The organism is Stenotrophomonas sp. TEPEL (genome assembly GCF_004348785.1).
In the GTDB taxonomy this organism is placed as follows: Bacteria; Pseudomonadota; Gammaproteobacteria; order Xanthomonadales; family Xanthomonadaceae; genus Stenotrophomonas; species Stenotrophomonas indicatrix.
Map to the genome: position 1 here is coordinate 533,409 of NZ_QQXJ01000001.1, position 21,701 is coordinate 555,109.

Annotated in this window: 18 protein-coding genes and 1 pseudogene; 10 read left to right on the forward strand and 9 right to left on the reverse strand. The window is 65.7% G+C overall.

Annotated elements, in window-relative coordinates; genetic code table 11:
* Positions 1–2: 2 nt before the first annotated feature.
* The 6 genes from TEP_RS02475 (at position 3) to TEP_RS02500 (ending at position 7,380) form a co-directional block, all read left to right on the forward strand.
* Complete coding sequence (locus TEP_RS02475; protein WP_049464303.1) at positions 3–530, forward strand: F0F1 ATP synthase subunit delta; 528 nt, start codon at positions 3–5, stop codon at positions 528–530.
* Between the two features lie 44 nt (positions 531–574).
* A complete protein-coding gene (gene atpA, locus TEP_RS02480; RefSeq protein ID WP_033832276.1) occupies positions 575–2,122 on the forward strand; it encodes a F0F1 ATP synthase subunit alpha in 1,548 nt (515 codons plus the stop codon).
* A 95-nt stretch (positions 2,123–2,217) separates the two neighbouring features.
* Positions 2,218–3,081: a F0F1 ATP synthase subunit gamma gene (gene atpG, locus TEP_RS02485; protein WP_049464307.1), complete on the forward strand. Its 864-nt coding sequence runs from the start codon at positions 2,218–2,220 to the stop codon at positions 3,079–3,081.
* Between the two features lie 38 nt (positions 3,082–3,119).
* Entirely contained in the window at positions 3,120–4,526 is a 1,407-nt protein-coding gene (atpD, locus tag TEP_RS02490) for a F0F1 ATP synthase subunit beta (protein WP_093818068.1), read from the forward strand.
* A gap of 112 nt (positions 4,527–4,638) precedes the next feature.
* Positions 4,639–5,061, forward strand: coding sequence for a F0F1 ATP synthase subunit epsilon (locus tag TEP_RS02495; protein WP_025877355.1), 423 nt, complete (start codon positions 4,639–4,641; stop codon positions 5,059–5,061).
* A 99-nt stretch (positions 5,062–5,160) separates the two neighbouring features.
* Positions 5,161–7,380 carry a hypothetical protein gene (locus TEP_RS02500; RefSeq protein ID WP_132824087.1) on the forward strand — a complete coding sequence of 740 codons (2,220 nt, stop codon included), beginning with the start codon at positions 5,161–5,163 and terminating at the stop codon, positions 7,378–7,380.
* A 7-nt stretch (positions 7,381–7,387) separates the two neighbouring features.
* Here TEP_RS02500 and TEP_RS02505 read toward each other — a convergent pair whose 3' ends face one another.
* Entirely contained in the window at positions 7,388–7,771 is a 384-nt protein-coding gene (locus tag TEP_RS02505; RefSeq protein ID WP_132824089.1) for a GtrA family protein, read from the reverse strand.
* 162 nt (positions 7,772–7,933) lie between these two features.
* Between TEP_RS02505 and glmU the strand changes: the two genes are divergently transcribed.
* Positions 7,934–9,301: a bifunctional UDP-N-acetylglucosamine diphosphorylase/glucosamine-1-phosphate N-acetyltransferase GlmU gene (glmU, locus tag TEP_RS02510; protein ID WP_132824091.1), complete on the forward strand. Its 1,368-nt coding sequence runs from the start codon at positions 7,934–7,936 to the stop codon at positions 9,299–9,301.
* Positions 9,270–9,803, forward strand: a complete 534-nt coding sequence (locus TEP_RS02515) for a GNAT family N-acetyltransferase (protein ID WP_132824093.1) — start codon at positions 9,270–9,272, stop codon at positions 9,801–9,803. Before glmU ends, TEP_RS02515 begins: the two co-directional genes overlap by 32 nt.
* A 569-nt stretch (positions 9,804–10,372) precedes the next feature.
* Here TEP_RS02515 and TEP_RS02520 read toward each other — a convergent pair.
* The 7 genes and pseudogenes from TEP_RS02520 to TEP_RS02550 form a co-directional block, all read right to left on the reverse strand.
* A pseudogene (locus tag TEP_RS02520) lies at positions 10,373–11,806 on the reverse strand (ATP-binding protein); the annotation flags it as partial.
* Complete coding sequence (locus TEP_RS02525; RefSeq protein ID WP_132824095.1) at positions 11,731–13,077, reverse strand: sigma-54 dependent transcriptional regulator; 1,347 nt, start codon at positions 13,075–13,077, stop codon at positions 11,731–11,733. The gene TEP_RS02525 and the pseudogene TEP_RS02520, both read right to left, overlap by 76 nt.
* Positions 13,078–13,217: 140 nt before the next feature.
* Complete coding sequence (locus TEP_RS02530) at positions 13,218–13,598, reverse strand: PDZ domain-containing protein (protein WP_132824097.1); 381 nt, start codon at positions 13,596–13,598, stop codon at positions 13,218–13,220.
* 1 nt (position 13,599) lies between these two features.
* A complete protein-coding gene (locus TEP_RS02535; protein ID WP_080149800.1) occupies positions 13,600–14,814 on the reverse strand; it encodes an FtsX-like permease family protein in 1,215 nt (404 codons plus the stop codon).
* Positions 14,815–14,835: 21 nt separating this feature from the next.
* A complete protein-coding gene (locus tag TEP_RS02540) occupies positions 14,836–16,140 on the reverse strand; it encodes an ABC transporter permease (protein WP_132824099.1) in 1,305 nt (434 codons plus the stop codon).
* A 10-nt stretch (positions 16,141–16,150) separates the two neighbouring features.
* Complete coding sequence (locus tag TEP_RS02545; RefSeq protein ID WP_025877338.1) at positions 16,151–16,873, reverse strand: ABC transporter ATP-binding protein; 723 nt, start codon at positions 16,871–16,873, stop codon at positions 16,151–16,153.
* A gap of 31 nt (positions 16,874–16,904) precedes the next feature.
* Positions 16,905–18,182: an efflux RND transporter periplasmic adaptor subunit gene (locus TEP_RS02550; RefSeq protein ID WP_132824101.1), complete on the reverse strand. Its 1,278-nt coding sequence runs from the start codon at positions 18,180–18,182 to the stop codon at positions 16,905–16,907.
* Positions 18,183–18,396: 214 nt separating this feature from the next.
* Here TEP_RS02550 and glmS point away from each other — a divergent pair, with 214 nt between their 5' ends.
* Both glmS and TEP_RS02560 read left to right on the forward strand, forming a co-directional pair.
* Positions 18,397–20,235: a glutamine--fructose-6-phosphate transaminase (isomerizing) gene (gene glmS / locus TEP_RS02555; protein WP_132824103.1), complete on the forward strand. Its 1,839-nt coding sequence runs from the start codon at positions 18,397–18,399 to the stop codon at positions 20,233–20,235.
* A gap of 443 nt (positions 20,236–20,678) precedes the next feature.
* A complete protein-coding gene (locus TEP_RS02560; protein WP_132824105.1) occupies positions 20,679–21,110 on the forward strand; it encodes a CBS domain-containing protein in 432 nt (143 codons plus the stop codon).
* Positions 21,111–21,202: 92 nt separating this feature from the next.
* On the opposite strand, the gene TEP_RS02565 is transcribed toward TEP_RS02560, so the two are convergent.
* Complete coding sequence (locus TEP_RS02565) at positions 21,203–21,631, reverse strand: VOC family protein (protein WP_132824107.1); 429 nt, start codon at positions 21,629–21,631, stop codon at positions 21,203–21,205.
* Between the last annotated feature and the right edge of the window lie 70 nt (positions 21,632–21,701).

Genomic DNA, 21,701 nt, shown 5'->3' on the forward strand with positions numbered 1-21,701 from the left:
GGATGAGCCAGGCCCTCACGCTTGCCCGCCCGTACGCCCGCGCCGCCTTCGCGACCGCGCGTGACGAAGGCGCGTTCGCGCCGTGGTCGGACGCTTTGGCGTTCTCCGCCCACGTCGCCGCCGACCCGCGCGTGGCGGCCCTGCTCGCCAACCCGGAGCTGGGTCGCGATGACGCCATCGCCCTGCTGGCGCCGGAGTCCCGCGGCGAGACCTACTCGCGCTTCCTGGCTGTGCTTGCCGAGTCGCATCGCCTGCCGCTGCTGCCGGAGATCGCCGGCATGTTCGACGCCCTGCGCGCCGAGGCCGAGCACGTGGTCAAGGCCACGGTGACCTCCGCGGCCGAGCTGTCGGTTGCCGAGCTGGACGCGATCAAGGCCGCGCTGCGCAAGCGCTTCAACCGCGAGGTCGAAGTGACCACCGCGGTCGACGCCTCGCTGATCGGCGGCGCTGTGATCGACGCCGGCGACGTGGTCATCGATGGTTCGCTGAAGGGCAAGCTGGCCCGTCTGCAGACCGCGCTCGCTAACTGAATTCATTTAACGTCCGGCCCCGCTGCCGGCACTAGGACTTGACGATGGCAACCACGCTCAACCCCTCCGAAATCAGCGAACTGATCAAGAACCGCATCGAGAAGGTCAAGCTGGCCGCGGAATCGCGCAACGAAGGCACCGTGACCAGCGTGTCCGACGGCATCGTGCGCATCTTCGGTCTGGCCGACGTGATGCAGGGCGAAATGATCGAACTGCCGAACAACACCTTTGCCCTGGCCCTGAACCTGGAGCGCGACTCGGTCGGCGCCGTGGTCCTGGGTGGCTACGAGAACGTGCGCGAAGGTGATGTCGCCAAGACCACCGGCCGCATCCTCGAAGTGCCGGTCGGTCCGGAACTGCTGGGCCGCGTCGTCAACGCGCTCGGCGAGCCGATCGACGGCAAGGGCCCGCTGGCCACCCAGCTGACCGCTCCGGTGGAGCGCGTTGCTCCGGGCGTGATCTGGCGCAAGTCGGTCGACCAGCCGGTGCAGACCGGTTACAAGTCGGTCGACTCGATGATCCCGATCGGCCGTGGCCAGCGCGAGCTGGTCATCGGTGACCGCCAGACCGGCAAGACCGCACTGGCCATCGATGCGGTGATCAACCAGAAGGGTACCGGCATCAAGTGCGTGTACGTAGCGATCGGCCAGAAGGCTTCGACCGTTGCCAACATCGTGCGCAAGCTGGAAGAGAACGGCGCCCTGGCGCACACCATCGTGGTGGCTGCCACCGCGTCCGAATCGGCCGCGATGCAGTACATCAGCGCCTACTCGGGCTGCACCATGGGCGAGTACTTCATGGACCGCGGCGAAGACGCGCTGATCGTGTACGACGATCTGTCCAAGCAGGCCGTGGCCTACCGCCAGATCTCGCTGCTGCTGAAGCGCCCGCCGGGCCGTGAAGCCTACCCGGGTGACGTGTTCTACCTGCACTCGCGCCTGCTGGAACGTGCTGCCCGCGTGTCCGAAGAGTACGTCGAGAAGTTCACCAACGGTGCGGTGACCGGCAAGACCGGTTCGCTGACCGCGCTGCCGATCATCGAGACCCAGGCCGGCGACGTTTCCGCGTTCGTTCCGACCAACGTGATCTCGATCACCGACGGCCAGATCTTCCTGGAAACCGATCTGTTCAACGCCGGCATCCGCCCGGCCGTGAACGCCGGTATCTCGGTGTCGCGCGTCGGTGGCTCGGCGCAGACCAAGATCATCAAGAAGCTGTCCGGCGGCATCCGTATCTCGCTGGCCCAGTACCGCGAGCTGGCGGCGTTCGCGCAGTTCGCCTCGGACCTGGACGAAGCCACCCGCAAGCAGCTTGAGCGCGGCCAGCGCGTCACCGAGCTGATGAAGCAGAAGCAGTACGCGCCGATGTCGATCGCCAACCAGGCGCTGTCGATCTACGCCGTCAACGAGGGTTACCTCGACGACGTGCCGGTCAGCAAGCTGCTGGCGTTCGAAGAAGGCCTGCACGCGCACTTCGCCAACACCCAGGGCGAGCTGATCGGCAAGGTCAACGCCACCGGCGGTTGGGACAACGACATCGAAGCTGCCTTCAAGAAGGGCATCGTCGAGTTCAAGACCACCGGCAGCTGGTAATCGAGGTCCTGTAGAGCGGAGCGATGCTCCGCTGGACCAGACGATCAAACGGTTGAACAACGCGGGGCCCCGGCCCCGCGCCACGGGAATAAAAGATGGCAAGCGGACGCGAAATCAAAACCAAGATCAAGAGCGTGCAGAACACCCGCAAGGTGACGCGCGCCCTGGAAATGGTCTCGGCCTCCAAGATCCGCAAGGCGCAGGATCGGATGAAGACCTCGCGTCCGTACGCGCAGGCGATGAAGCAGGTGATCGGCCACCTGGCGCAGGCCAGCACCGACTACCAGCATCCGTTCCTGGTCGAGCGTGAGCAGGTCAAGCGGGTCGGTTTCATCGTGATCTCCTCCGATCGCGGTCTGGCCGGCGGCCTCAACAACAACCTGTTCCGCAGGATGCTTGGCGAAGCCAAGGCCTGGCAGGACAAGGGCGCCGAAGTGGACCTGGTGACCATCGGCCAGAAGGCATCGACCTTCTTCCGCCGGGTCAAGGTGAACATGGTCGGCACGGTGACCCACATCGGCGACACGCCGAAGCTGGAATCGCTGATCGGTGTGATCAAGGTCATGCTCGACGCCTTCACCGAAGGCAAGGTCGACCGCGTGTACCTGGTCTACAACCGCTTCGTCAACACGATGACGCAGAAGGCCAGCTTCGATCAGCTGCTGCCGCTGCCGCCGGCTGAGAAGCAGGTTGCGCACCACGACTGGGACTACCTGTACGAACCCGATGCCGCGACCGTGCTCGAGCACGTGATGACGCGTTACATCGAGTCGCTGGTGTACCAGGCGCTGCTGGAAAACGTCGCTTCCGAGCATGCCGCGCGCATGGTGGCGATGAAGTCGGCCAGTGACAACGCCAACAAGCTGATCGGAACCCTGCAGCTGGTCTACAACAAGGCCCGCCAGGCAGCGATCACCCAGGAAATCTCCGAAATCGTCGGCGGCGCGGCAGCAGTCTGACCGCGTTCGTTAAAAGCACACATTTAGAGGATGCAGCAATGAGTCAGGGCAAGATCGTTCAGATCATCGGCGCCGTCGTCGACGTCGAATTCCCCCGCGAGTCGGTGCCGAAGGTGTACCACGCGCTGAAGGTGGACAACACCGAAATCACCCTGGAAGTGCAGCAGCAGCTCGGTGACGGCGTGGTCCGCTGCATCGCGCTGGGCTCCACCGATGGCCTGAAGCGCAACCTGGTGGCCACCAACACCGGCCGCGGCATCTCCGTGCCGGTCGGCGCTGGCACCCTGGGCCGCATCATGGACGTGCTCGGCCGCCCGATCGACGAAGCCGGTCCGGTCGCCTCCAGCGACAACTGGGAAATCCATCGCGCTGCTCCGTCGTATGAAGACCAGTCCCCGGCCACCGAGCTGCTGGAAACCGGCATCAAGGTCATCGACCTGATGTGCCCGTTCGCCAAGGGCGGCAAGGTCGGCCTGTTCGGCGGCGCCGGCGTCGGCAAGACCGTCAACATGATGGAACTGATCAACAACATCGCCAAGGCGCACAGCGGTCTGTCCGTGTTCGCCGGCGTGGGTGAGCGTACCCGCGAGGGCAACGACTTCTACCACGAGATGAAGGACTCCAACGTCCTGGACAAGGTCGCGATGGTGTACGGCCAGATGAACGAGCCGCCGGGCAACCGTCTGCGCGTCGCCCTGACCGGCCTGACCATGGCCGAGTACTTCCGCGACGAGAAGGACGAGAACGGCAAGGGCAAGGACGTGCTGCTGTTCGTCGACAACATCTACCGCTACACCCTGGCCGGTACCGAAGTGTCGGCACTGCTGGGTCGTATGCCGTCGGCAGTGGGTTACCAGCCGACCCTGGCCGAGGAAATGGGCGTCCTGCAGGAGCGCATCACCTCGACCAAGAATGGTTCGATCACCTCGATCCAGGCCGTCTACGTGCCGGCCGATGACTTGACCGATCCGTCGCCGGCGACCACCTTCGCCCACCTTGACTCGACCGTGACCCTGTCGCGTTCGATCGCTTCGCTGGGTATCTACCCGGCGGTCGATCCGCTGGACTCCACCAGCCGCCAGATGGACCCGCTGGTCATCGGTCACGAGCACTACGACACCGCCCAGCGCGTCCAGCAGACCCTGCAGAAGTACAAGGAACTGAAGGACATCATCGCCATCCTGGGCATGGACGAACTGTCCGAAGAAGACAAGCAGGCCGTGTCGCGCGCCCGCAAGATCGAGCGCTTCTTCAGCCAGCCGTTCCACGTGGCCGAAGTGTTCACCGGCTCGCCGGGCAAGTACGTGTCGCTGAAGGACACCATCCGTGGCTTCAAGGCCATCGTCGATGGCGAGTACGACCACCTGCCGGAGCAGGCGTTCTACATGGTCGGCAGCATCGAAGAAGCGGTCGAGAAGGCCAAGAAGATGGCCGAGAAGGCCTGATGCGGCGGGGACGGGCACACGCCCGTCCCGACCGTGACACGGGGTGGGCCTGCGCCCACCGCTGCGGAATCCCTGCGGTGGGTTCGACCCGCCCCCTAGCGAAGAGAGTTACATGAGCACCATCCGTTGCGACATCGTCAGCGCCGAGCAGGAAATCTTCCGTGGCGAAGCGACCCTGGTCGTGGCCACCGGTGAGCTGGGCGAACTGGGCATCGCGCCCAAGCACGCACCGCTGATCACCCGCCTGAAGCCGGGCAAGGTGGTAGTGACCACGCCGAGCGGCGAGCAGCTGGATTTCGCCATTTCCGGCGGCATCCTCGAGGTGCAGCCGCAGGTGGTGACCGTGCTGGCCGACACCGCGATCCGCGCACAGGACATCGACGAAGCCTCGGTCCGCAAGGCCAAGGAAGAAGCCGAACGCATCCTGGCCAACCGCGGCGAAGCGATGGAAGTGGCCGAAGCCCAGCAGAAGCTGGCAGAGGCCGTTGTCCAGCTGCAGGCGCTTGAGCGCCTGCGCAAGACCCTCAAGCACTGAACCGTGCCGAGGTGACATCTGTGCCTGCAAGGCACGGGTGAATGCAGGAACGCCGGCTGCCATGCCGGCGTTTTTGTTTGTTTTCCACGGAGGCAGGGAATGCAGCAGTCATCGACAGCGACGCAGGACATGGGGGGCTGGCAGTGCCGCTGGCGCACACCGGAAGGCATGTTCCTGATTGCCTGGGTCGTGCTTTGCCTGCCGTGGCTGTTGGGCATCAAGACCATTCCGTTCGACGCCGTGCAGCAGTTCTTCCCGGCGGTCAGCTTCAGCGCTGAGCAACTGCGTCATCTGCAGTCGCCGTGGTGGAATCCGTATCTGTACGGGGGCTACCCGCAGCTGGCTGACCCGCAGATGATGACGTTGCAGCCGAGCATGCTGCTGCCGATGCTGTTGGCACCGACGTCGCTGCACCTGTTCAACGTGGTCGTGCTGCTGCACGTGCTGGCAGGTGGCTTCGGTGCCTTGCGGCTGGGCCGCGTGCAGGGAATGCCGCCACCGGCGCGGCTGCTGTTCGCGCTGGTACTGATGTTCGGTGGGGTGGCCGCATCGCGGCTCCAGCACACGCCGATGATCGTCAGTTACAGCCTGCTGCCGTGGCTGTGGCTGGGCATGGATCAGGTCCGCCGCCAGGGTCGGCTGCGTGACGTACTGCTGGCCGGCATCGCTGGAGGCTTGTGCGCGCTGCAGCTGACCCAGGTTACCTACTTCATCATCCTCGCCTGTGCGATCCATGCGCTGGGCGCGGTTCTGCTGGCGAAGGGCCAGCGCGTGCGGCTGCTGCTGCGATTTGGTCTTGTCGGCGTGCTTGCCGGCGCGATCAGCGCGCCACAGTGGTTGTCCACGCTGGCCTGGCTGGGCGAGACAAATCGCGATGGTTTCTCGTTGGAGGCTGCGTTGCCGGGGGCCATGCACTGGCAGACCCTGGCCACGCTGCTGTCAGGCAACGTGTTCTCGCAGGGGCGTGGTGACAGTTGGGCCTTTGGTGACATCAGCGCTGATTACCTTTATCTCGGCGCGGTGCCGCTGGCGCTCTGGCTGGGATGGGGCGGCGAAGTGCTGCGGCGCAAACCCGCTGCGACGCGCATCGCGCTGGCCGTGGTGATTCTGACGATCCTGATCGCGCTGGGTGGGGCAACGCCACTGTTCCCGTGGTTGTTCACCTGGCTGCCAGGCCTGGATCTGTTCCGGCGTCCTGCTGATGCCTTGTTCCTCACCCTCCCAGCAGCCGCTTGGCTGGGTGCCAACGCCTTGCAGGCTGCATTGCAGCCGGGCCCGTTGCGGCCGCCGTGGATGTCCGTAGGTGCTGTCGTGCTGCTTGCCGTCTCCAGTGCCTGGATGGCGATCGACCGCGGTCATCTGGCGGCCTTTGCCTGGCTCGGCATCAGCGCAGCCGTGGGAATCGCCGCGGTGCTGCTGCTGCGTCGTCACCGGGCACCCGAGCGCTGGCTGTTTGTGCTGGTGCTGTTCGACCTGCTGCTGTTCAACGTGGGGACCAGCTTCAACGCAGGCAGTGGCACCAAGTCGGTGCTGACCGCCGACCGCGCCGGGCCGGCGCAGCGGGCCTACGCGCTGCTCGCAGCAGAGCGGCAACCCGGATTGCCCGAGCGCGCCGTGGTCTTCGGCATCGGTGGGCTCACCAACGGCGCCGCGGTCCATGCGATCGCGCTGGCAAACGGCTACAACCCGATGTTGGCCAGCGACTACCTGCAGATGACCGGCATGCCGGGTGAACCGGTGGATACGTTCCAACAGAAGCTGCCGACGGCCTGGGCAACGGACACAACAGCGCCTGTGTACGATCTGCTGGGCGTGCGCTGGCTGCTGGCCCAGGATCCGTTCCCGGGTTCAAGCGCGCAGGGTGACCAGGTCGAGCTCGCGCGACGCGACAGCGTGCTGCCGCGCGTGCTCAATCCTCGCAGCGTCCGACGCCACGATGCGCGTCTGCCGCCTGCGGATGAATTCAACCAGACCGATTTCAGCCGGCAGCTCTGGCTGCCAGCCATGGCCGGCGCCGCATGCCCGGAGCATGATGCCGGTGAGGCCAACATCCAGGTGCAGCACTACCAGCCTGGCCGTATCGAGCTCACGGTGGAAGCCGACCGCCCCGCGTGGGTCGTGGTCAACGAGGTGACTGCCCGTGGCTGGCAGGCCCGCTTGCCCGATGGCACCGTACTGCCGCTGCTGCGAGGCAATGGCCTGTTCCATGCGCTGTGCGTGCCGGCAGGCCGCCATCAGGTGCAGTTGCGTTACAGCCCGCTGCAGTTGTGGCGCGAGGGATTGAGCGTGCGCCTGGCCGGCGACAGTGGCCTTCACTGAACGCAGGTCAGCGGTACACCACGTACCGCAGCAGCAGGAACGACACCAGCGCCAGGCCACCTTCCACCAGCGGCTTGGCCAGCCACGCGTACTGCAGCCCCAATGCATGGTCGGCCGCAGTCACCAGCAGGGTGCTGGCCGCGGTCAGCAGCATCCAAAGCAGGAGGAAGCGCGCGAAGCGCTTCCAGCCCAGGCGCTGTTGGCCGGCGGCAGCAAAGGTATAGCGGCCGTTGAGCCAGAAGCCGAGCAGCATGCCGGCCAGACGGCCGACGACGTTGGCAGGGGCGACGGGCAGCCCGAGTGCGGTGCTGCCCACGAACACCAGCCAGTCCAGCAGCAGCTGCACCAGCCCGATGACGATGTATGAGCTGCCCTGGCGGACGAGGGTCATGGCCGTGCCTTCCCGGTGCCGCCCGGCAACAGCGGGCCCATCCAGTACAGCAGATCGAGCAATCGTTCCTTCAGGCAGCGCACGGTTCACGTCAGGCAGGGAATGAGCTCGGCTATCCTATCAGCCAGTCCTCAGATCGCCGCCGCTGCGCGGCCCCCCTCCATGACCCAACCCCTGCACGTCATCATCCTCGCCGCTGGCGCCGGTAAGCGCATGAAATCGGTGCTGCCAAAGGTACTGCAGCCGATTGCCGGGCAGCCGATGCTGGCGCATGTGATCGCCACCGCGCGCGAACTGCAGCCGGCTGCCATCCACGTGGTGTACGGCCACGGCGGGGACCAGGTGCGGCACTACTTCGCTGACCAGCCGGACCTGTTGTGGGCGGAACAAGCGCAGCAGCTGGGTACCGGTCACGCCGTTGCCCAGGCCATGCCGGAAGTGCCCGACGCCGCACAGGTGCTGGTGCTGTACGGCGATGTGCCGTTGATCCGTGCGCAGACCCTGCGTGACCTGCTGGCCCAGCCGGGCCGGCTGGCCGTGCTGGTGGCCGATGTCGACGATCCCACCGGCTATGGTCGCGTGCTGCGCGATGCCGAAGGCAAGGTCGGGGCGATCGTCGAGCAGAAGGACGCCGATGATGAACAGCGCCGGGTGCGCATCATCAACACCGGCATCATCACTGCCGAATCGACGGCGCTGCGCCGCTGGCTGTCGCAGCTGTCCAACAGCAACGCGCAGGGCGAGTACTACCTGACCGATGTGTTCGCCTTTGCCGCCCGCGAGTTCACTCCGGCGGAGATGGCCCTGGTGGCCGATGCGCAGGACGCCGAAGGCGCGAACGATCCGTGGCAGCTCTCGCAGCTGGAACGGGCCTGGCAGCGGCGCGCGGTGCGCGCGCTGTGCATCCAGGGCGCGCGCGTGCGCGATCCGGCACGGGTGGATATCCGGGGTGAGGTGATCGTCGGCAGCGATGTGATGATCGATGTCGATGTGATCCTTGAAGGCAAGGTGGTGCTCGGCGATGGCGTGACCATCGGCCCGTTCACCCGGCTGAAGGACGTCACTCTCGGCGCGGGCACCGAAGTGCGTGCGCACTGCGATGTGGAAGGCGTCGTCAGCGAGGGTGCGGCACAGATCGGCCCGTTCGCGCGCCTGCGCCCGGGTACGGTGCTTGCCGATGGCGTGCACGTGGGCAACTTCGTGGAAACCAAGAAGGTCACCCTGGGGGTGGGCAGCAAGGCCAACCACCTGACCTACCTGGGCGATGCGGTGATCGGCAGCAAGGTCAACATCGGCGCGGGCACCATCACCTGCAACTACGACGGCGTGAACAAGTCGACCACCACCATCGGTGACAACGCTTTCATCGGCTCCAACAGCTCGCTGGTGGCGCCGGTGCTGATCGGTGAAGGGGCAACGATTGCTGCCGGTTCGGTCATCACCCGCACTGCGCCGGACGGCAAGCTGACCGTAGCCCGTGCGCGCCAGGAAACCATCGATGGCTGGCAGCGCCCCATCAAGAAAAGCTGAGCCGAGGCCACCGCGCGTCGATGAACTGAGTGCGTTGCCCCGCATCGAACAGCGTGCGGGTGAACTGCTGCGCGGGCACGAGGCGTACCCGGTGTTCGCCGGCCATGGACTGGACCTTCCCACGTTGCAGGCCGGACTGCAGCGTGGCCTGTTGTGGATCATCGAAGGCGCCGATGGCGGCGTCGCCGGCTACCTGCTGGGCGGTACGCTTGACGGCGATTTCCATGTGCTGCAGATGGATGTGGATCCCAATCATGCTCGCCGTGGCTACGGACGGGCGTTGCTGCAGCACGCACTCGCCGAGGCCAAGGCGCTTGGCTATCCAGCGGCGGTGCTGACCACGTTGTCCGATGTACCGTGGAATGCGGCTTTCTATGCCAGCGAAGGATTCAACGTCCTGCCGGAGTCAGAGAGGGGCGCGGGCCTGCGAGGGGTGATGGCTGAGGAAGCTGCATTGGGATTCCCGATGCACCTGCGGGTGGCGATGCGACGGGTGCTTTAGTTTTGCTTCTCCTGTTGATTGCTGAAGGTTGATCATTGTTCATGGGTGTCACTTTTCTTTGTACGCAAAGAAAAGTAACCAAAAGAAACGTTCCGCCGCCGCGAGCCGATGCTGCGCATCGGTGCCCTGCGCTCCTCGGCGAATCAGGGGCCGGTGCGAAGAAGTCAGCCGACCAACAGTCGGCTCTACAGGACCTCGGCACCTCTTCGCCCCTGATTTCCCTGCGGTGCTCGGCTCGCTTCAAGGCGGACCCAAGTCAAAGGCCACGGCTGCACCCAGTAGATCCACGCCATGCGTGGATGCTTTTGCTCTGCTTCTCGAGTCCGCCTTGAAGCGAGCCGAGCACCGCAGGNCCGGCGAGGGCGAAGAGGCGCGGGTGTCTGAGCGCAGCGAGTTCCCGCGCCGTCCCTCGACGGACCGAGGAGCNCAGGGNACCGGCGTGCGCAGCACGACGGCTCGCGGACTGGCGGCGCGTTTCCTTTGGTTACTTTTCTTTTCGCGCGAAAAGAAAAGTGACACCCAAGAACCGTGATCAACCTTCAGCAATCAACAGGCGAAGGAGAACAAACCTACCCCACCGGCAGCAGGATCGACACACACAGCCCGCCTTCGGTGCGGTTCTGCAGTGACACGCGGCCACCGTGCGCCTCGACGATCTCGCGGGTGAGGGCCAACCCCAACCCGGTGCCGTTGCGCTTGGTCGAATAGAACGGCATCAGCGCATTCTGCAGCACCTGCTCGTTCATGCCTTTGCCGCGGTCCAGCACATCCAGCCGCAGCCACTGCGGCAGCCGGGTCAGCTGCACCTGCACGTCGTCGTTGGGCGGGTCAGCTTCGGCGCAGGCCTCGTGTGCATTCTTCAGCAGGTTGAGCAGGGCCTGGCCGAACTGTGCGATGTCGATCCGGCTGCTCAGTTCCTCGTCGGGTGCACGCTCCATCGTGAACGGAATCTGCTGGCACAGGCTGGACAGGAACGGCGCCCAGTGCACGGTCTGCAGCTGCGGCTGCGGCAGCTTGGCGAAACGCGCGTAGCCGCGGATGAAGCCTTCCAGATGGCGGGCGCGGTCTTCGATGGTGGTGAAGATCTCCGGCAGCCGGTCGAAGCGTTCGCGCTTGACCAGTTCGCCGCCGGAGTGCGCCAGCGATGCGATCGGCGCCAGCGAGTTGTTGAGTTCGTGGCTGATCACCCGGATCACCTTCTTCCAGGTCTGTACTTCCTGCCGGCGCAGTTCGGCGGTGAGCTGGCGTACCAACAGCAGGTCATGCGGGCGGCCGTTGAGCTGGAACGCGCGCCGCGACAGGTGATAGACCTGTTCGTCGTCCTCGTCGCCTTCCACGCCGTCTTCGCTTTCCGACTTCACCGCAAACAGGCTGTCGCCGCCGCGGCCGATGGCATCGCGCAGTTCCACCGGCAGCTGCTCGAGCACGTCTTCCATGCGCTGGCCTTCCAGCTTCCAGCCGCTGTGCAGCAGCTTGCGCGCGGCCAGGTTGGAGAACACCACGCGGGAAATGCCATCGCCTCCGGCGGCGATCAGCAGCATCGCCACCGGGGTGTTCTGCACCATGGTGTCCAGCAGCAGTTCGCGCTGCACCAGGCCTTGGCGTTGTGCGCGCAGCACTTCCCCCAGTTCGCGGTGTGCCTGCACCAGATCGCCCAGTTCGTCATTGCCGGGCCAGTAGATGCCGAAGTTGTACTCACCGTCGCGGTAGCTGCTGGTGGTCCCGGACAGCGCGCGCATCAACGAGCGCACCGGTGCGGTGGCGCGGCGCAGCGTCCACCACATCAATGAGAGCAGGATGATCGTGGAGACCGTGGTCACCACCCAGCCATGGTCCATCCAGTAGGCCAGCAGCCACGGCAGCGCCGCAGCCAGCGCCAGCACCGGCAGTAGGCGCAGGAACAGGCGGAAGGTGAAGGAGCGCCGCTTCATTCGCGTGGGATGCCGTGACGGTCCATGCGCCGGTACAGCGCCTGCCGGCTCAGTCCAAGCTCGTTGGCTGCCTGTGCGATGACGCCGTGATTGCGCGCCAGCACGTCTTCGATGCGTGCGCGATCGGGATCATTGCCGGCGCTTGGCGTCGGGCGCGGTGCAGCAGGTGCACGCGGCAGGTTGAGATCGGCCACTTCGATGCGGTTGCCGGTGGCCAGCAGTTCGGCACGCTGGATCACGTTGCGCAGCTCGCGCACGTTGCCCGGCCACAGGTGGCGCTGCAGTGCGGTGGCCGCCGTGCTGGACAGCGGCTTGCCGATGCTGAGGAAATGCTCGGCCAACGGCACGATGTCGCCGGGGCGGTCGGCCAGCGGTGGCAGCGTCAGTTCCACCGTGTTGAGCCGGTAGTAAAGGTCTTCGCGGAACGTACCTTCGCGGATCATCGCCGGCAGGTCGGCATTGGTCGCGCTGACCACGCGCACCTTGACCTGGCGTTCGCGGTTGGAGCCCAGGCGTTCGAAACGTCCTGTCTCCAGCACGCGCAGCAGCTTCATCTGCCCACCCAGCGACAGGTTGCCGATCTCATCCAGGAACAGCGTGCCGCCGTCGGCTGCCTCGAACTTGCCTTCGCGCGCCTTGTTGGCGCCGGTATAGGCGCCGGCCTCGGCACCGAACAGTTCGGCCTCGATCAGTTCGGAGGGCAGGGCGCCGCAGTTCACCGCCACGAACGGGCCCTTGGCCACGAGCGAGTTGGCCTGGATGATCTGCGCGATCTTCTCCTTGCCCGCGCCATTGGGGCCGGTGATCAGCACCGGCAGCTCAGAGCGCGCGACCTGGCAGGCCAGGGCGATCACCCGCTCGCTGGCGGGATCGGCGAACACCGCGCCGCACAGGTCGTATTTCTCTTCCAGTGCATGGCGCTGGCGCTGTTCGCGCTGGCGTCGCTGGTCCAGTTCGCGCCGCGCTTCGGACAATTCCAGCAGGTTGTTGACCGTGGTCAGCAGCTTGCGGTCATCCCAGGGCTTGGCCAGGTAGTCGGCGGCACCGGCCTTGACCAGGTCCACCGCGCTGCTCAGGTGGGTCCAGGCGGTCAGCAGGATCACCGGCAGATCGGGGTGGCGTTCGCGGATCTGTGCGAACAGCGCCTCGCCTTCCTCACCGGAGGTGGTGTCCTCGCTGAAATTCATGTCCTGGATCACCAGGTCCACCGGCTGCGATTCCAGCAGCGCCAGCCCTTCGGCCGGGCTCTGCGCCAGCAGGGTGTCGATGTCATGCAGGGAGAACAGCACATCCAGCGCGGTACCCACGCTGGCGTTGTCGTCGATGATCAGGATCGCAGGCATGGGTCGCAAAGAGGGTAGCGCCGGGCCATGCCCGGCGGGGCGGGTGCAGTTGCAGCGGCTGGAACCGCCGGGCATGGCCCGACGCTACCGGGCCGCTCTGCAATATAGCGAAACCAGCGGTAGCGCAGGGGCGTCCCGACTCAGCGCCGTGGCGGCGGCGGTGGCGGCGGTGCTGGCGGGTTCAGCGCCGCCCGCCACGCCGACACCGCCACCGGCACGGTCAGCATCCGGCCATCGCGGCGCAGCAGCAGGTGGACGGTGGGCGTCGATGCCGCCCGTACTGCGTCGGCGAGCTGTTCGATCTGCCGCACCGGCGAATCGTCCACGCGCAGGATGCGGTCGCCGCTGCGCACACCGAAGCGGGCTTCCGGGCTGGCCGCATCCACCCTCACCACGCCTTCGGTCGAGCGCAGCGCCAGCCGCGCATTGTCCTGGCGCCACTCCAGCGTCTGCGCGCTGCTGCTGCCGGCGAGTACCGGCAGCGGCAGGGCCAGCAACAGCACCAGCAGGCTGGCGCGCATCTCACGCCCCCCGCGTGGCGACGGCCGGGGGCACCGCCGCGGCGCGGCGGGCCGGGCCGAACACGGCGATCTGCCCCAGCAGCCACAGCAGCGCTGCGCCCAGCGGCAGGTACAGCAGCGGCATGCGCGGCAGCTCGTACATGTTCATCAGCGCCAGGTTGATGGCATACGCCGCCAGCATGCCCAGCACGATGCCCAGCGTGGCCAGCAGGAAGTTCTCGGTCTGGAAGTAGCGCAGGATCTGCCCGCGGGTGGCGCCCAATGCGCGGCGGATGCCGATCTGCTTGCTGCGCTGCTGTACCCAGAAGCTGGCCAGGCCGACGATGCCCAGTGCGGTGACCACCAGCAACGCTACGCAGACCGTCACCAGCAGGCCGACCATCGAGCGATCGTTCTTGAAGTAGTCGGCACGCTGTTCCTGGTAGGTCAGTTTCTCGCGCACCAGGCGGTTGGGATCGTTGTGCTCCAGCGCGGCCAGCGCACCCTTCAGCACTTCATCGCGGCGTTCCGGCGAAGTGCGCAGCATGTACGGGCCGCGGGTGAAGTCGGTACGCACCGGCAGGATCATCGACAGTGTGCTGTTGTCGTTGTAGTCGGTGGGGGTGGCCAGATGAGCGACCACGCCGACCACGTGCAGGGCCTGGTTGCCCATGTAGAAGGTCTTGCCCAGCGCACTCTGGTCCGGGTACATCTTGGCAGCGACCTGCTGGTTGATGATCACCGGCGCGGCGCGGTCGGGCTTCGGATTCTTCTGCGCTTCTTCCAGGTCGATGTACTCGCTGGGCTGGAAGTCGCGGCCGGCGACCAGCTGCAGGCCGAGCGTGGACAACGCGTTCTCGCCAACCATGTACTGCGACACGAAGGCTGTCGGCCGTTCCTGGTCACGCTCGCGCGAGATGCTGGTGTTGCTCGAATTGCGGCGGAACGGCAGCTGGTTGACCTTGGCCACGCTGGTCACGCCGGGGATCGCGCGCAGCGATGCCAGGTCTTCGTTGGTGCGGGCCATGGCGTTGGTCTGCTTGCCGATGCCGCTGACCCGGACCATGACCAGTTCGTTCTCGGCCAGGCCGCTGGGCTGGCTGATCTTTTCCACGCGCTGGGTGACCAGGAACAGGGCATTGCAGACGATGGCGCAGGTCAGGGCGATTTCCAGCACGATCAATGCGGCTGCGGTCTTGTGCCGGCGCAGGGTGCTGAGGATGGGGCGGATGTCCATGGGAAGTCCTCGTTCTGGGGCTTACTGCGACTTGAGCTGGATGGCCGGGGTGACCTGCATCGCGCGCCAGGCGGGCAGGAAGCCGGCAGCAATGCTGGCCAGCAGGGTCAGGCCGAGGGCGAGCAGCAGCATGCTGCCGTCGAGGTGGGCCAGCTTGGCGTAGTCCACCGGCTGCTGGCGCACTGCATACAGGCCCAGCAGTGCCAGGCCGATGCCGAGCACGCCGCCGACCACGCCCACCGCGCCCGCCTCGACCAGGCACTGCAGGAAGATCTGCCCGCGGCTGGCACCCAGTGCGCGGCGCACGCCGATCTCACCGCTGCGGCGCAGGAACTTGGCCAGCAGCAGGCCGACCGTGTTGACCAGGCAGACACCGAGGAAACCCAGTGCCAGCCACATCTGCAGGCGCACGTCGCTGGGTACCGCGTTGTTGAAGGTCAGCCACTCCATCACGTTGCGCAGGCGCACGTTGGCCGGGCGCTCGAACCGGCCGGCAGCCCGCTGCTGGTCCGAATAGTTCACCAGGTAGCGGCGATAGTCCTCGGCCTTGGACGGATCAAGCTCCACCCAGTACTGGATCCAGGTGCACGGCGCGTTGATCGAATTGCTGTCGTCATCGGGTGCGCCGTCGCGGAAGCAGTTCATGTTGCCGTTGCTGCCGAGCTTGAGGTCCATCGCGGTGGACAGCGGCATCATCAGGTCCTCTTCGCGGCCGTAGTTGCCCACAGTCAGGTCGAAGAAGTGCGGTTCCGGATTCCAGGTGTCCATCACCCCGATCACCCGCAGCGAATGGCCATCAGCACGGATCTCACGGCCGACACTGTCCGCTCCCTGGAACAGCTTGTCGTTGATCACCTTGGACAGCACCACCACGCGGGAGCGACCGTCATCGTCGCTGGCCGTCCAGGCACGGCCATACAGCATCGGCACGTTGAACATCGGGAAAAAGTCAGCCGATGTCCAGCGGGTGTCGATGTTGAACGGCTTCAACGTGCTGCCTTCCGGCTCGATGGTCGCGTCACCGGCACTCATCATCGCCTGGCGCTCGCCACGCTTCTCGCGCAGCAGCGTTTCGGCATCGAAACGGGTCATCTGGGTCTCCGGCTCTTCGCCGGTCAGGTAACCCGAGCGCGGGCGCGGATCGACCTGCACGTAGAACAGGCGGTCGCTCTTGTCAGGGATCGGGTCGCCGGACAGCACATGGAACACGGTCAGGGTGGTCATCGAAGCACCGATGCCCAGCGCGATGGCGACCACCATCAGCGCGGTCAGTACCTTGTTGCGGCGGAAGCTGCGCACCGCCAGTCGGGCGTAGTAGGCGAACATGGTCGTGCCCTCACTCGTTGACGGCGACGATGCGACGCGGGGTGGCCAGCACCGGCTCGCGCACCAGGTCGGTGACCTGGCCGTCGACGATGTGCACGTTGCGCTGCGCGCGTGCGGCCAGTTCCGGGTCGTGGGTGACCATCACGATGGTGGTGCCGGCGGCGTTGATCTCCTCCAGCAGTTCCATCACCCCGCGCGCCATCTGCGTGTCCAGGTTGCCGGTCGGTTCGTCGGCCAGCAGCAGGCGCGGGCTGCCGGCCAGGGCACGGGCGATCGCCGCGCGCTGCTGCTGGCCGCCGGAGAGTTCGTTGGGGTAGTGCTTCATGCGCGAGCCCAGGCCGACCTGGCTCAGCGCCTTTTCGATGCGCTCGCGGCGCTCGCCGGCGCTCATCCTGCGGTAGCGCAGCGGCACGTCCACGTTGTCGAACAGGTTGAGGTCCGGAATCAGGTTGAAGCCCTGGAAGATGAAGCCGATCTTCTGGTTGCGCAGGCGGCTGCGGGCATCATCGCCGAGCTTGCTGACGTCCTGGCCATCAAGCATGTAGGTGCCGCTGGTGAAGGTTTCCAGCAGGCCGGCGATGTTGAGGAAGGTGGTCTTGCCGGAGCCGGACGGACCGGTGACGGCGACGAACTCGCCTTCCTTGACCTGCAGTTCCAGTGAACGCAGCGCGTGGGTTTCCACCTGTTCGGTACGGAAGACCTTGGCGACCGAACGCATTTCGAGCATGTACATGGGGTGTCCTCTCTCCAGGATGTATGAGTTGTCAGTTGACGGAGACGCGTTCGGCGTCCTTGAACAGGTCGCTGCCCGAGACCACGATGCGGTCCCCCGGCTGCACACCCGACTTGATTTCCACTTCGCCCAGGCTGCTGACGCCCAGTTCGATCGGACGGCGCACCGCAGTGCGGCCATCCATTACATACGCCACGCCGTTGCCCTGCTCCACGAACGGGCCGCGCTCGACCTTCATGACATTCCTGCGGGTATCGAGCAGCACCCGCACCGACATCCGCTGGCTCTGGCGCAGGCCTTCAGGCTGGGCCGCAGCGAAGCGGACGCGAGCGTTGACTTCACCATTGACCACTTCCGGCGACACCGCACTGATCTCGCCCGGGAACGGCTGGCCATTGCCGCCGGTCAGCTGCGCCGGCATGCCGATCGCCAGATCGCGCGCGAAGCTTTCCGGCACCTTGATCTCGACTTCGAACCTGGACAGGTCGACCACGCCCAGCACCGGCGCGTTGGCGGCAAGGTTGGTGGCCTGGGTGGCCTGCACCTGGCCGACCTGGCCGTCGAACGGTGCGCGCAGGGTCAGTGCGTCCACCTGGCGCCGCACTTCGGCCACTACGGCCTTCTGGCGATCGGCCAGCAAGCGCTTGTTGCGTGCGTCCAGGTCTGCGCCCTGGCTCTGCAGGCGTGCATCGGTGGTGGCATTGACCAGGCTGATGTCGGCCTTCTTCAGGGCGTCCTGGGCCTTGGCCAGATCGATCTGCGGTACCGCGCCGCCATCGAAGCCGCGCTGGAAGCGCTGCAGGTCGCGGTCGGCGGCCTGCCGCTCGATGCTGGCCTGGTCGGTTTCCTTGCGCGATTTGGCCCGGGCCAGGGTGGCATCCAGGTTGGCGCGGCTGGCCTCGGCTTCCAGGCCGGCCAGGGTGGCCTCCTCCTGGGCGAGCTTGCTGCGCAGCTCGGGGCTGTCGATGATCGCCAGCTCCTGGCCCTTCTTGACCACGTCACCGGCCACCACCTTCAGGTCCACCGTGCCGGCGGAGATGGCGTACAGCACCGGGCTGTTGGCGGCGATCACGCGGCCGTCGGCGGCGATGTCGCGCACCAGATCGCCGCGCTGCACTTCGGCGATGCGCACCCGGCTGCTGTCGAACGAGCTGCTGGCGTTGGACCACGCATGTACGGCCCAGCCGATGCCGGCCAGCAGCGCGATACCCGCCAGGGCCGGCCAGCGGTAACGGTGCCATGCGGCCTGGGGGGCACTGGCTGAAGCGGAGGAAACGATCTGGTCCTGGGCGGAGGTGTCGCGGATCATCGGGTTCGTGCCTGTCGGTGGTGCCAGAGTGATGCCAAGGACAAAGCACACAGCGTGCCAACTTTATTTCCTTTTCCATCAATGAGTTGAACATGTGTCGCTACTGTCCGGGTGTCCGCGGACACCTTTCCGGACACTTTCATTAAGCGGACAGGAGGGGGCTGGCGGACACGCACGCTAGAATGCGGCGACCGTCTTCAAGGAATTGCGTGACATGTGTGGAATCGTGGGTGCGATCGCCGGGCGCGACGTGGTGCCGCTGCTGATCGAAGGACTGAAGCGACTGGAATACCGCGGCTACGATTCCTCGGGCATCGCCGTGATCGACCAAGCCGAACGGCCCGAGGTGCGCCGCGTACGCCGCACCGGCCGTGTCTCGGAGATGGCCACTGCTGCCGAGGCTGAAGGCTTCAACGCCAGCCTGGGTATCGGCCACACCCGCTGGGCCACCCATGGTGGTGTCACCGAGGCGAACGCGCATCCGCACATCAGCCATGGCGTGGCGCTGGTGCACAACGGCATCATCGAGAACCATGAAGAGCAGCGCGAAAAGCTGCGCGCGCTGGGCTACACCTTCGAGTCGCAGACCGACACCGAAGTGATCGCCCACCTGATCCACCACCATCTGAAGAGTGGCGATGACCTGCTGGTCGCGCTGCAGCACACGGTGAAGGAACTGACCGGTGCCTATGCGCTGGCCGTGGTCAGCCGTGCCGAGCCGGAACGTTTCGTCTGTGCCCGCATGGGCTGCCCGCTGCTGGTCGGTCTGGGCGAGGGCGAGAACTTCGTGGCGTCCGATGTGTCGGCCGTGCTGTCGGCCACGCGCAAGGTGATCTTCCTGGAAGAGGGCGACACCGCCGAAATCCGCCGTGATGGCGTGAGCATCTTCGATGGCAACGATCAGCCGATCGAGCGCGATGTGCATCTCTCCGATGTCTCGCTGGCCTCGCTGGAGCTGGGCCCGTACCGCCACTTCATGCAGAAGGAGATCCACGAGCAGCCGCGTGCGCTGGGCGACACCATCGAAGCGGCGATCGATGCTGGTGGCTTCCCGGCCGAACTGTTCGGCAAGAATGCCGAAGCGGTGCTGTCGGGTATCGAGGGTGTGCAGATTCTGGCCTGTGGTACCAGTTACTACTCTGGCCTGACCGCGCGCTACTGGATCGAGGCCATCGCCGGCCTGCCGTGCAGCGTGGAGATCGCCAGCGAATACCGCTACCGCGCCGCGTATGCCAATCCGAAGCACCTGATCGTGACCATCTCCCAGTCCGGCGAAACGCTGGACACGATGGAAGCGCTGAAGTACGCCAAGTCGCTGGGACACACCCACACGCTGTCGATCTGCAACGTGCCGGAAAGCGCGATTCCGCGCGCCAGCGAACTGGTCTGCTACACCCGTGCCGGCGCCGAGATCGGCGTGGCCTCGACCAAGGCGTTCACCACCCAGCTGGCCGCGCTCTTCCAGCTGACCGTGGTGCTGGGCAAGCTGCACGGTCGCGTTGACGCCGCACAGGAAGCGGACTACCTGGAGCAGCTGCGTTTCCTGCCGGGCAGCGTGCAGCATGCGTTGAACATGGAACCGCAGATCGCCGCATGGGCCGAGCGCTTCGCACGCAAGAGCAGTGCGCTGTTCCTGGGCCGTGGCCTGCATTATCCGATCGCCCTGGAAGGCGCGCTCAAGCTGAAGGAAATCTCGTACATCCACGCCGAGGCCTACCCGGCCGGCGAGCTCAAGCACGGGCCGCTGGCGCTGGTGGACGAGGACATGCCGGTGGTGGTGATCGCGCCCAACGACAGCCTGCTGGAGAAGGTCAAATCCAACATGCAGGAAGTGCGTGCGCGCGGCGGCGAGCTGTTCGTGTTCGCCGACCAGGACAGCAACTTCAACGCGTCCGAAGGCGTGCACGTGATCCGCACCCCGCGCCACGCCGGCGTGCTCAGCCCGGTGGTGCACACCATCCCGGTGCAGCTGCTGGCGTACCACACCGCGCTGGCACGCGGCACCGACGTGGACAAGCCGCGCAACCTGGCCAAGAGCGTTACGGTGGAGTAACACTCGGATCCATTGGATGCTGCATGCCAAAAGGGGCCCACGTGGCCCCTTTCGTTTACGACGCTGACGCTGCCAAGTGGGACAGCTGCCGGGTTTTCTGTCCGCAGTCGGCAGCAGGCAATCAATCTTTAATGCGTGACATCGCCTGTATTCAGCGGCGGTTTCAGCCGCGGTGCCATTCTCTGGATCGTCAGTTGGTTCCTACGACGAACTGTCCCATCGATGCCGCTAGTGACCGATGGTCGCAGTCGTAGAATCGAGTTGACCGAGATCCGGGTTGAGCCGTTGAACCCCCTCGTTCGTGTTGCAGCACGACGTCTGCCGATCCATTCCAAGCGGCAGGTGGGTGCGCCAGACGTGCACTGAAAGGTCTGTTCCCGGGGAGGGGGCGAATCGGCAGAGCACACTTTTTTGACTTCAGTGACCTGCACCAGGAAACAAGAATGAACGTCCGCGAGCTCCTGCAATCCAAGAAAGAAGCTGTCATCACCATCGACACGGAAGACACGATCGGTGCCGCCGCGCACAAGATGAGCGCGAATAAAATCGCCGCACTGGTAGTGATGAAGGATGATGCCCCGGTCGGCATCATTTCCGAAAAGGACATCGTCCGCAGCCTGGCCGATGATGGCCCGCAGGCCGGTCGCCGGGTGATTTCCAGCCTGCCGTCCACCGGCCTGGAAGGCATTGCGCCGGACGCCACGTTGAAGCAGGCCATGTCGCTGATGACCTACTCGCGTCGTCGCCACCTGATGGTCACCGACGGTGCCAAGCTGGTCGGCATCCTCAGCCTGGGTGACATCGTGAAGAACCTGCTGGGTGAGCTGGAGCTGGAAAAGGCCGTGCTGCAGGACATCTACATGGCCGCCCACTGAGGCCTGCGCTGTGTGATGAAACGAAGCCGGGCATTGCCCGGCTTCTTCGTTGGTAGCGCCGGGCCATGCCCGGCGAGCGCGTAGCGCGGGAATCAGAAACTGACCTTCACCGAATCGGCGCTGTAGTTCGCCGGGCCGTGGTAAACCACCTCGATGTTGTTGCCATCCGGGTCCAGCACGAACGCCCCGTAGTAGCCCGGATGGTACGGGCGTTCGCCGGGCGCACCGTTGTCCTTGCCGCCAGCCGCCAGCGCAGCGCTGTGGAAAGCATCGACGGTGGCGGTATCGCGGGCCTGGAAGGCCAGGTGATGGCGACCGGTCAACTGACCGGCAGCGGCCTTGCTGCTGGCGCTGGAAATGAACAGCTCGTCGGCCCAGAAGTAGTCATCGCCTTCGCCGGCCACCGGGATGCCGATCGTGTCGAACACCGCTTGGTAGAAGCGGCGGCTGGCGGCCAGATCACGTACGACCAGCTGGATGTGGTCGATCAATCGCCCGCGGTGCAGTTCCATCGTTTCCATGCCAACCTCACAAAAAAGGGGGGCGGAGTCGGTAGCGCCGGGCCGTGCCCGGCGAGCGCGCAGCGCGGCC

Coding starts and splice junctions, on each gene's coding strand:
- TEP_RS02475 (WP_049464303.1), top strand. CDS start 3: ATGAGCCAGGCCCTCACGCTTGCCCGCCCGTACGCCCGCGCCGCCTTC.
- atpA (WP_033832276.1), top strand. CDS start 575: ATGGCAACCACGCTCAACCCCTCCGAAATCAGCGAACTGATCAAGAAC.
- atpG (WP_049464307.1), top strand. CDS start 2,218: ATGGCAAGCGGACGCGAAATCAAAACCAAGATCAAGAGCGTGCAGAAC.
- atpD (WP_093818068.1), top strand. CDS start 3,120: ATGAGTCAGGGCAAGATCGTTCAGATCATCGGCGCCGTCGTCGACGTC.
- TEP_RS02495 (WP_025877355.1), top strand. CDS start 4,639: ATGAGCACCATCCGTTGCGACATCGTCAGCGCCGAGCAGGAAATCTTC.
- TEP_RS02500 (WP_132824087.1), top strand. CDS start 5,161: ATGCAGCAGTCATCGACAGCGACGCAGGACATGGGGGGCTGGCAGTGC.
- TEP_RS02505 (WP_132824089.1), bottom strand. CDS start 7,771: ATGACCCTCGTCCGCCAGGGCAGCTCATACATCGTCATCGGGCTGGTG.
- glmU (WP_132824091.1), top strand. CDS start 7,934: ATGACCCAACCCCTGCACGTCATCATCCTCGCCGCTGGCGCCGGTAAG.
- TEP_RS02515 (WP_132824093.1), top strand. CDS start 9,270: ATGGCTGGCAGCGCCCCATCAAGAAAAGCTGAGCCGAGGCCACCGCGC.
- TEP_RS02525 (WP_132824095.1), bottom strand. CDS start 13,077: ATGCCTGCGATCCTGATCATCGACGACAACGCCAGCGTGGGTACCGCG.
- TEP_RS02530 (WP_132824097.1), bottom strand. CDS start 13,598: ATGCGCGCCAGCCTGCTGGTGCTGTTGCTGGCCCTGCCGCTGCCGGTA.
- TEP_RS02535 (WP_080149800.1), bottom strand. CDS start 14,814: ATGGACATCCGCCCCATCCTCAGCACCCTGCGCCGGCACAAGACCGCA.
- TEP_RS02540 (WP_132824099.1), bottom strand. CDS start 16,140: ATGTTCGCCTACTACGCCCGACTGGCGGTGCGCAGCTTCCGCCGCAAC.
- TEP_RS02545 (WP_025877338.1), bottom strand. CDS start 16,873: ATGTACATGCTCGAAATGCGTTCGGTCGCCAAGGTCTTCCGTACCGAA.
- TEP_RS02550 (WP_132824101.1), bottom strand. CDS start 18,182: ATGATCCGCGACACCTCCGCCCAGGACCAGATCGTTTCCTCCGCTTCA.
- glmS (WP_132824103.1), top strand. CDS start 18,397: ATGTGTGGAATCGTGGGTGCGATCGCCGGGCGCGACGTGGTGCCGCTG.
- TEP_RS02560 (WP_132824105.1), top strand. CDS start 20,679: ATGAACGTCCGCGAGCTCCTGCAATCCAAGAAAGAAGCTGTCATCACC.
- TEP_RS02565 (WP_132824107.1), bottom strand. CDS start 21,631: ATGGAAACGATGGAACTGCACCGCGGGCGATTGATCGACCACATCCAG.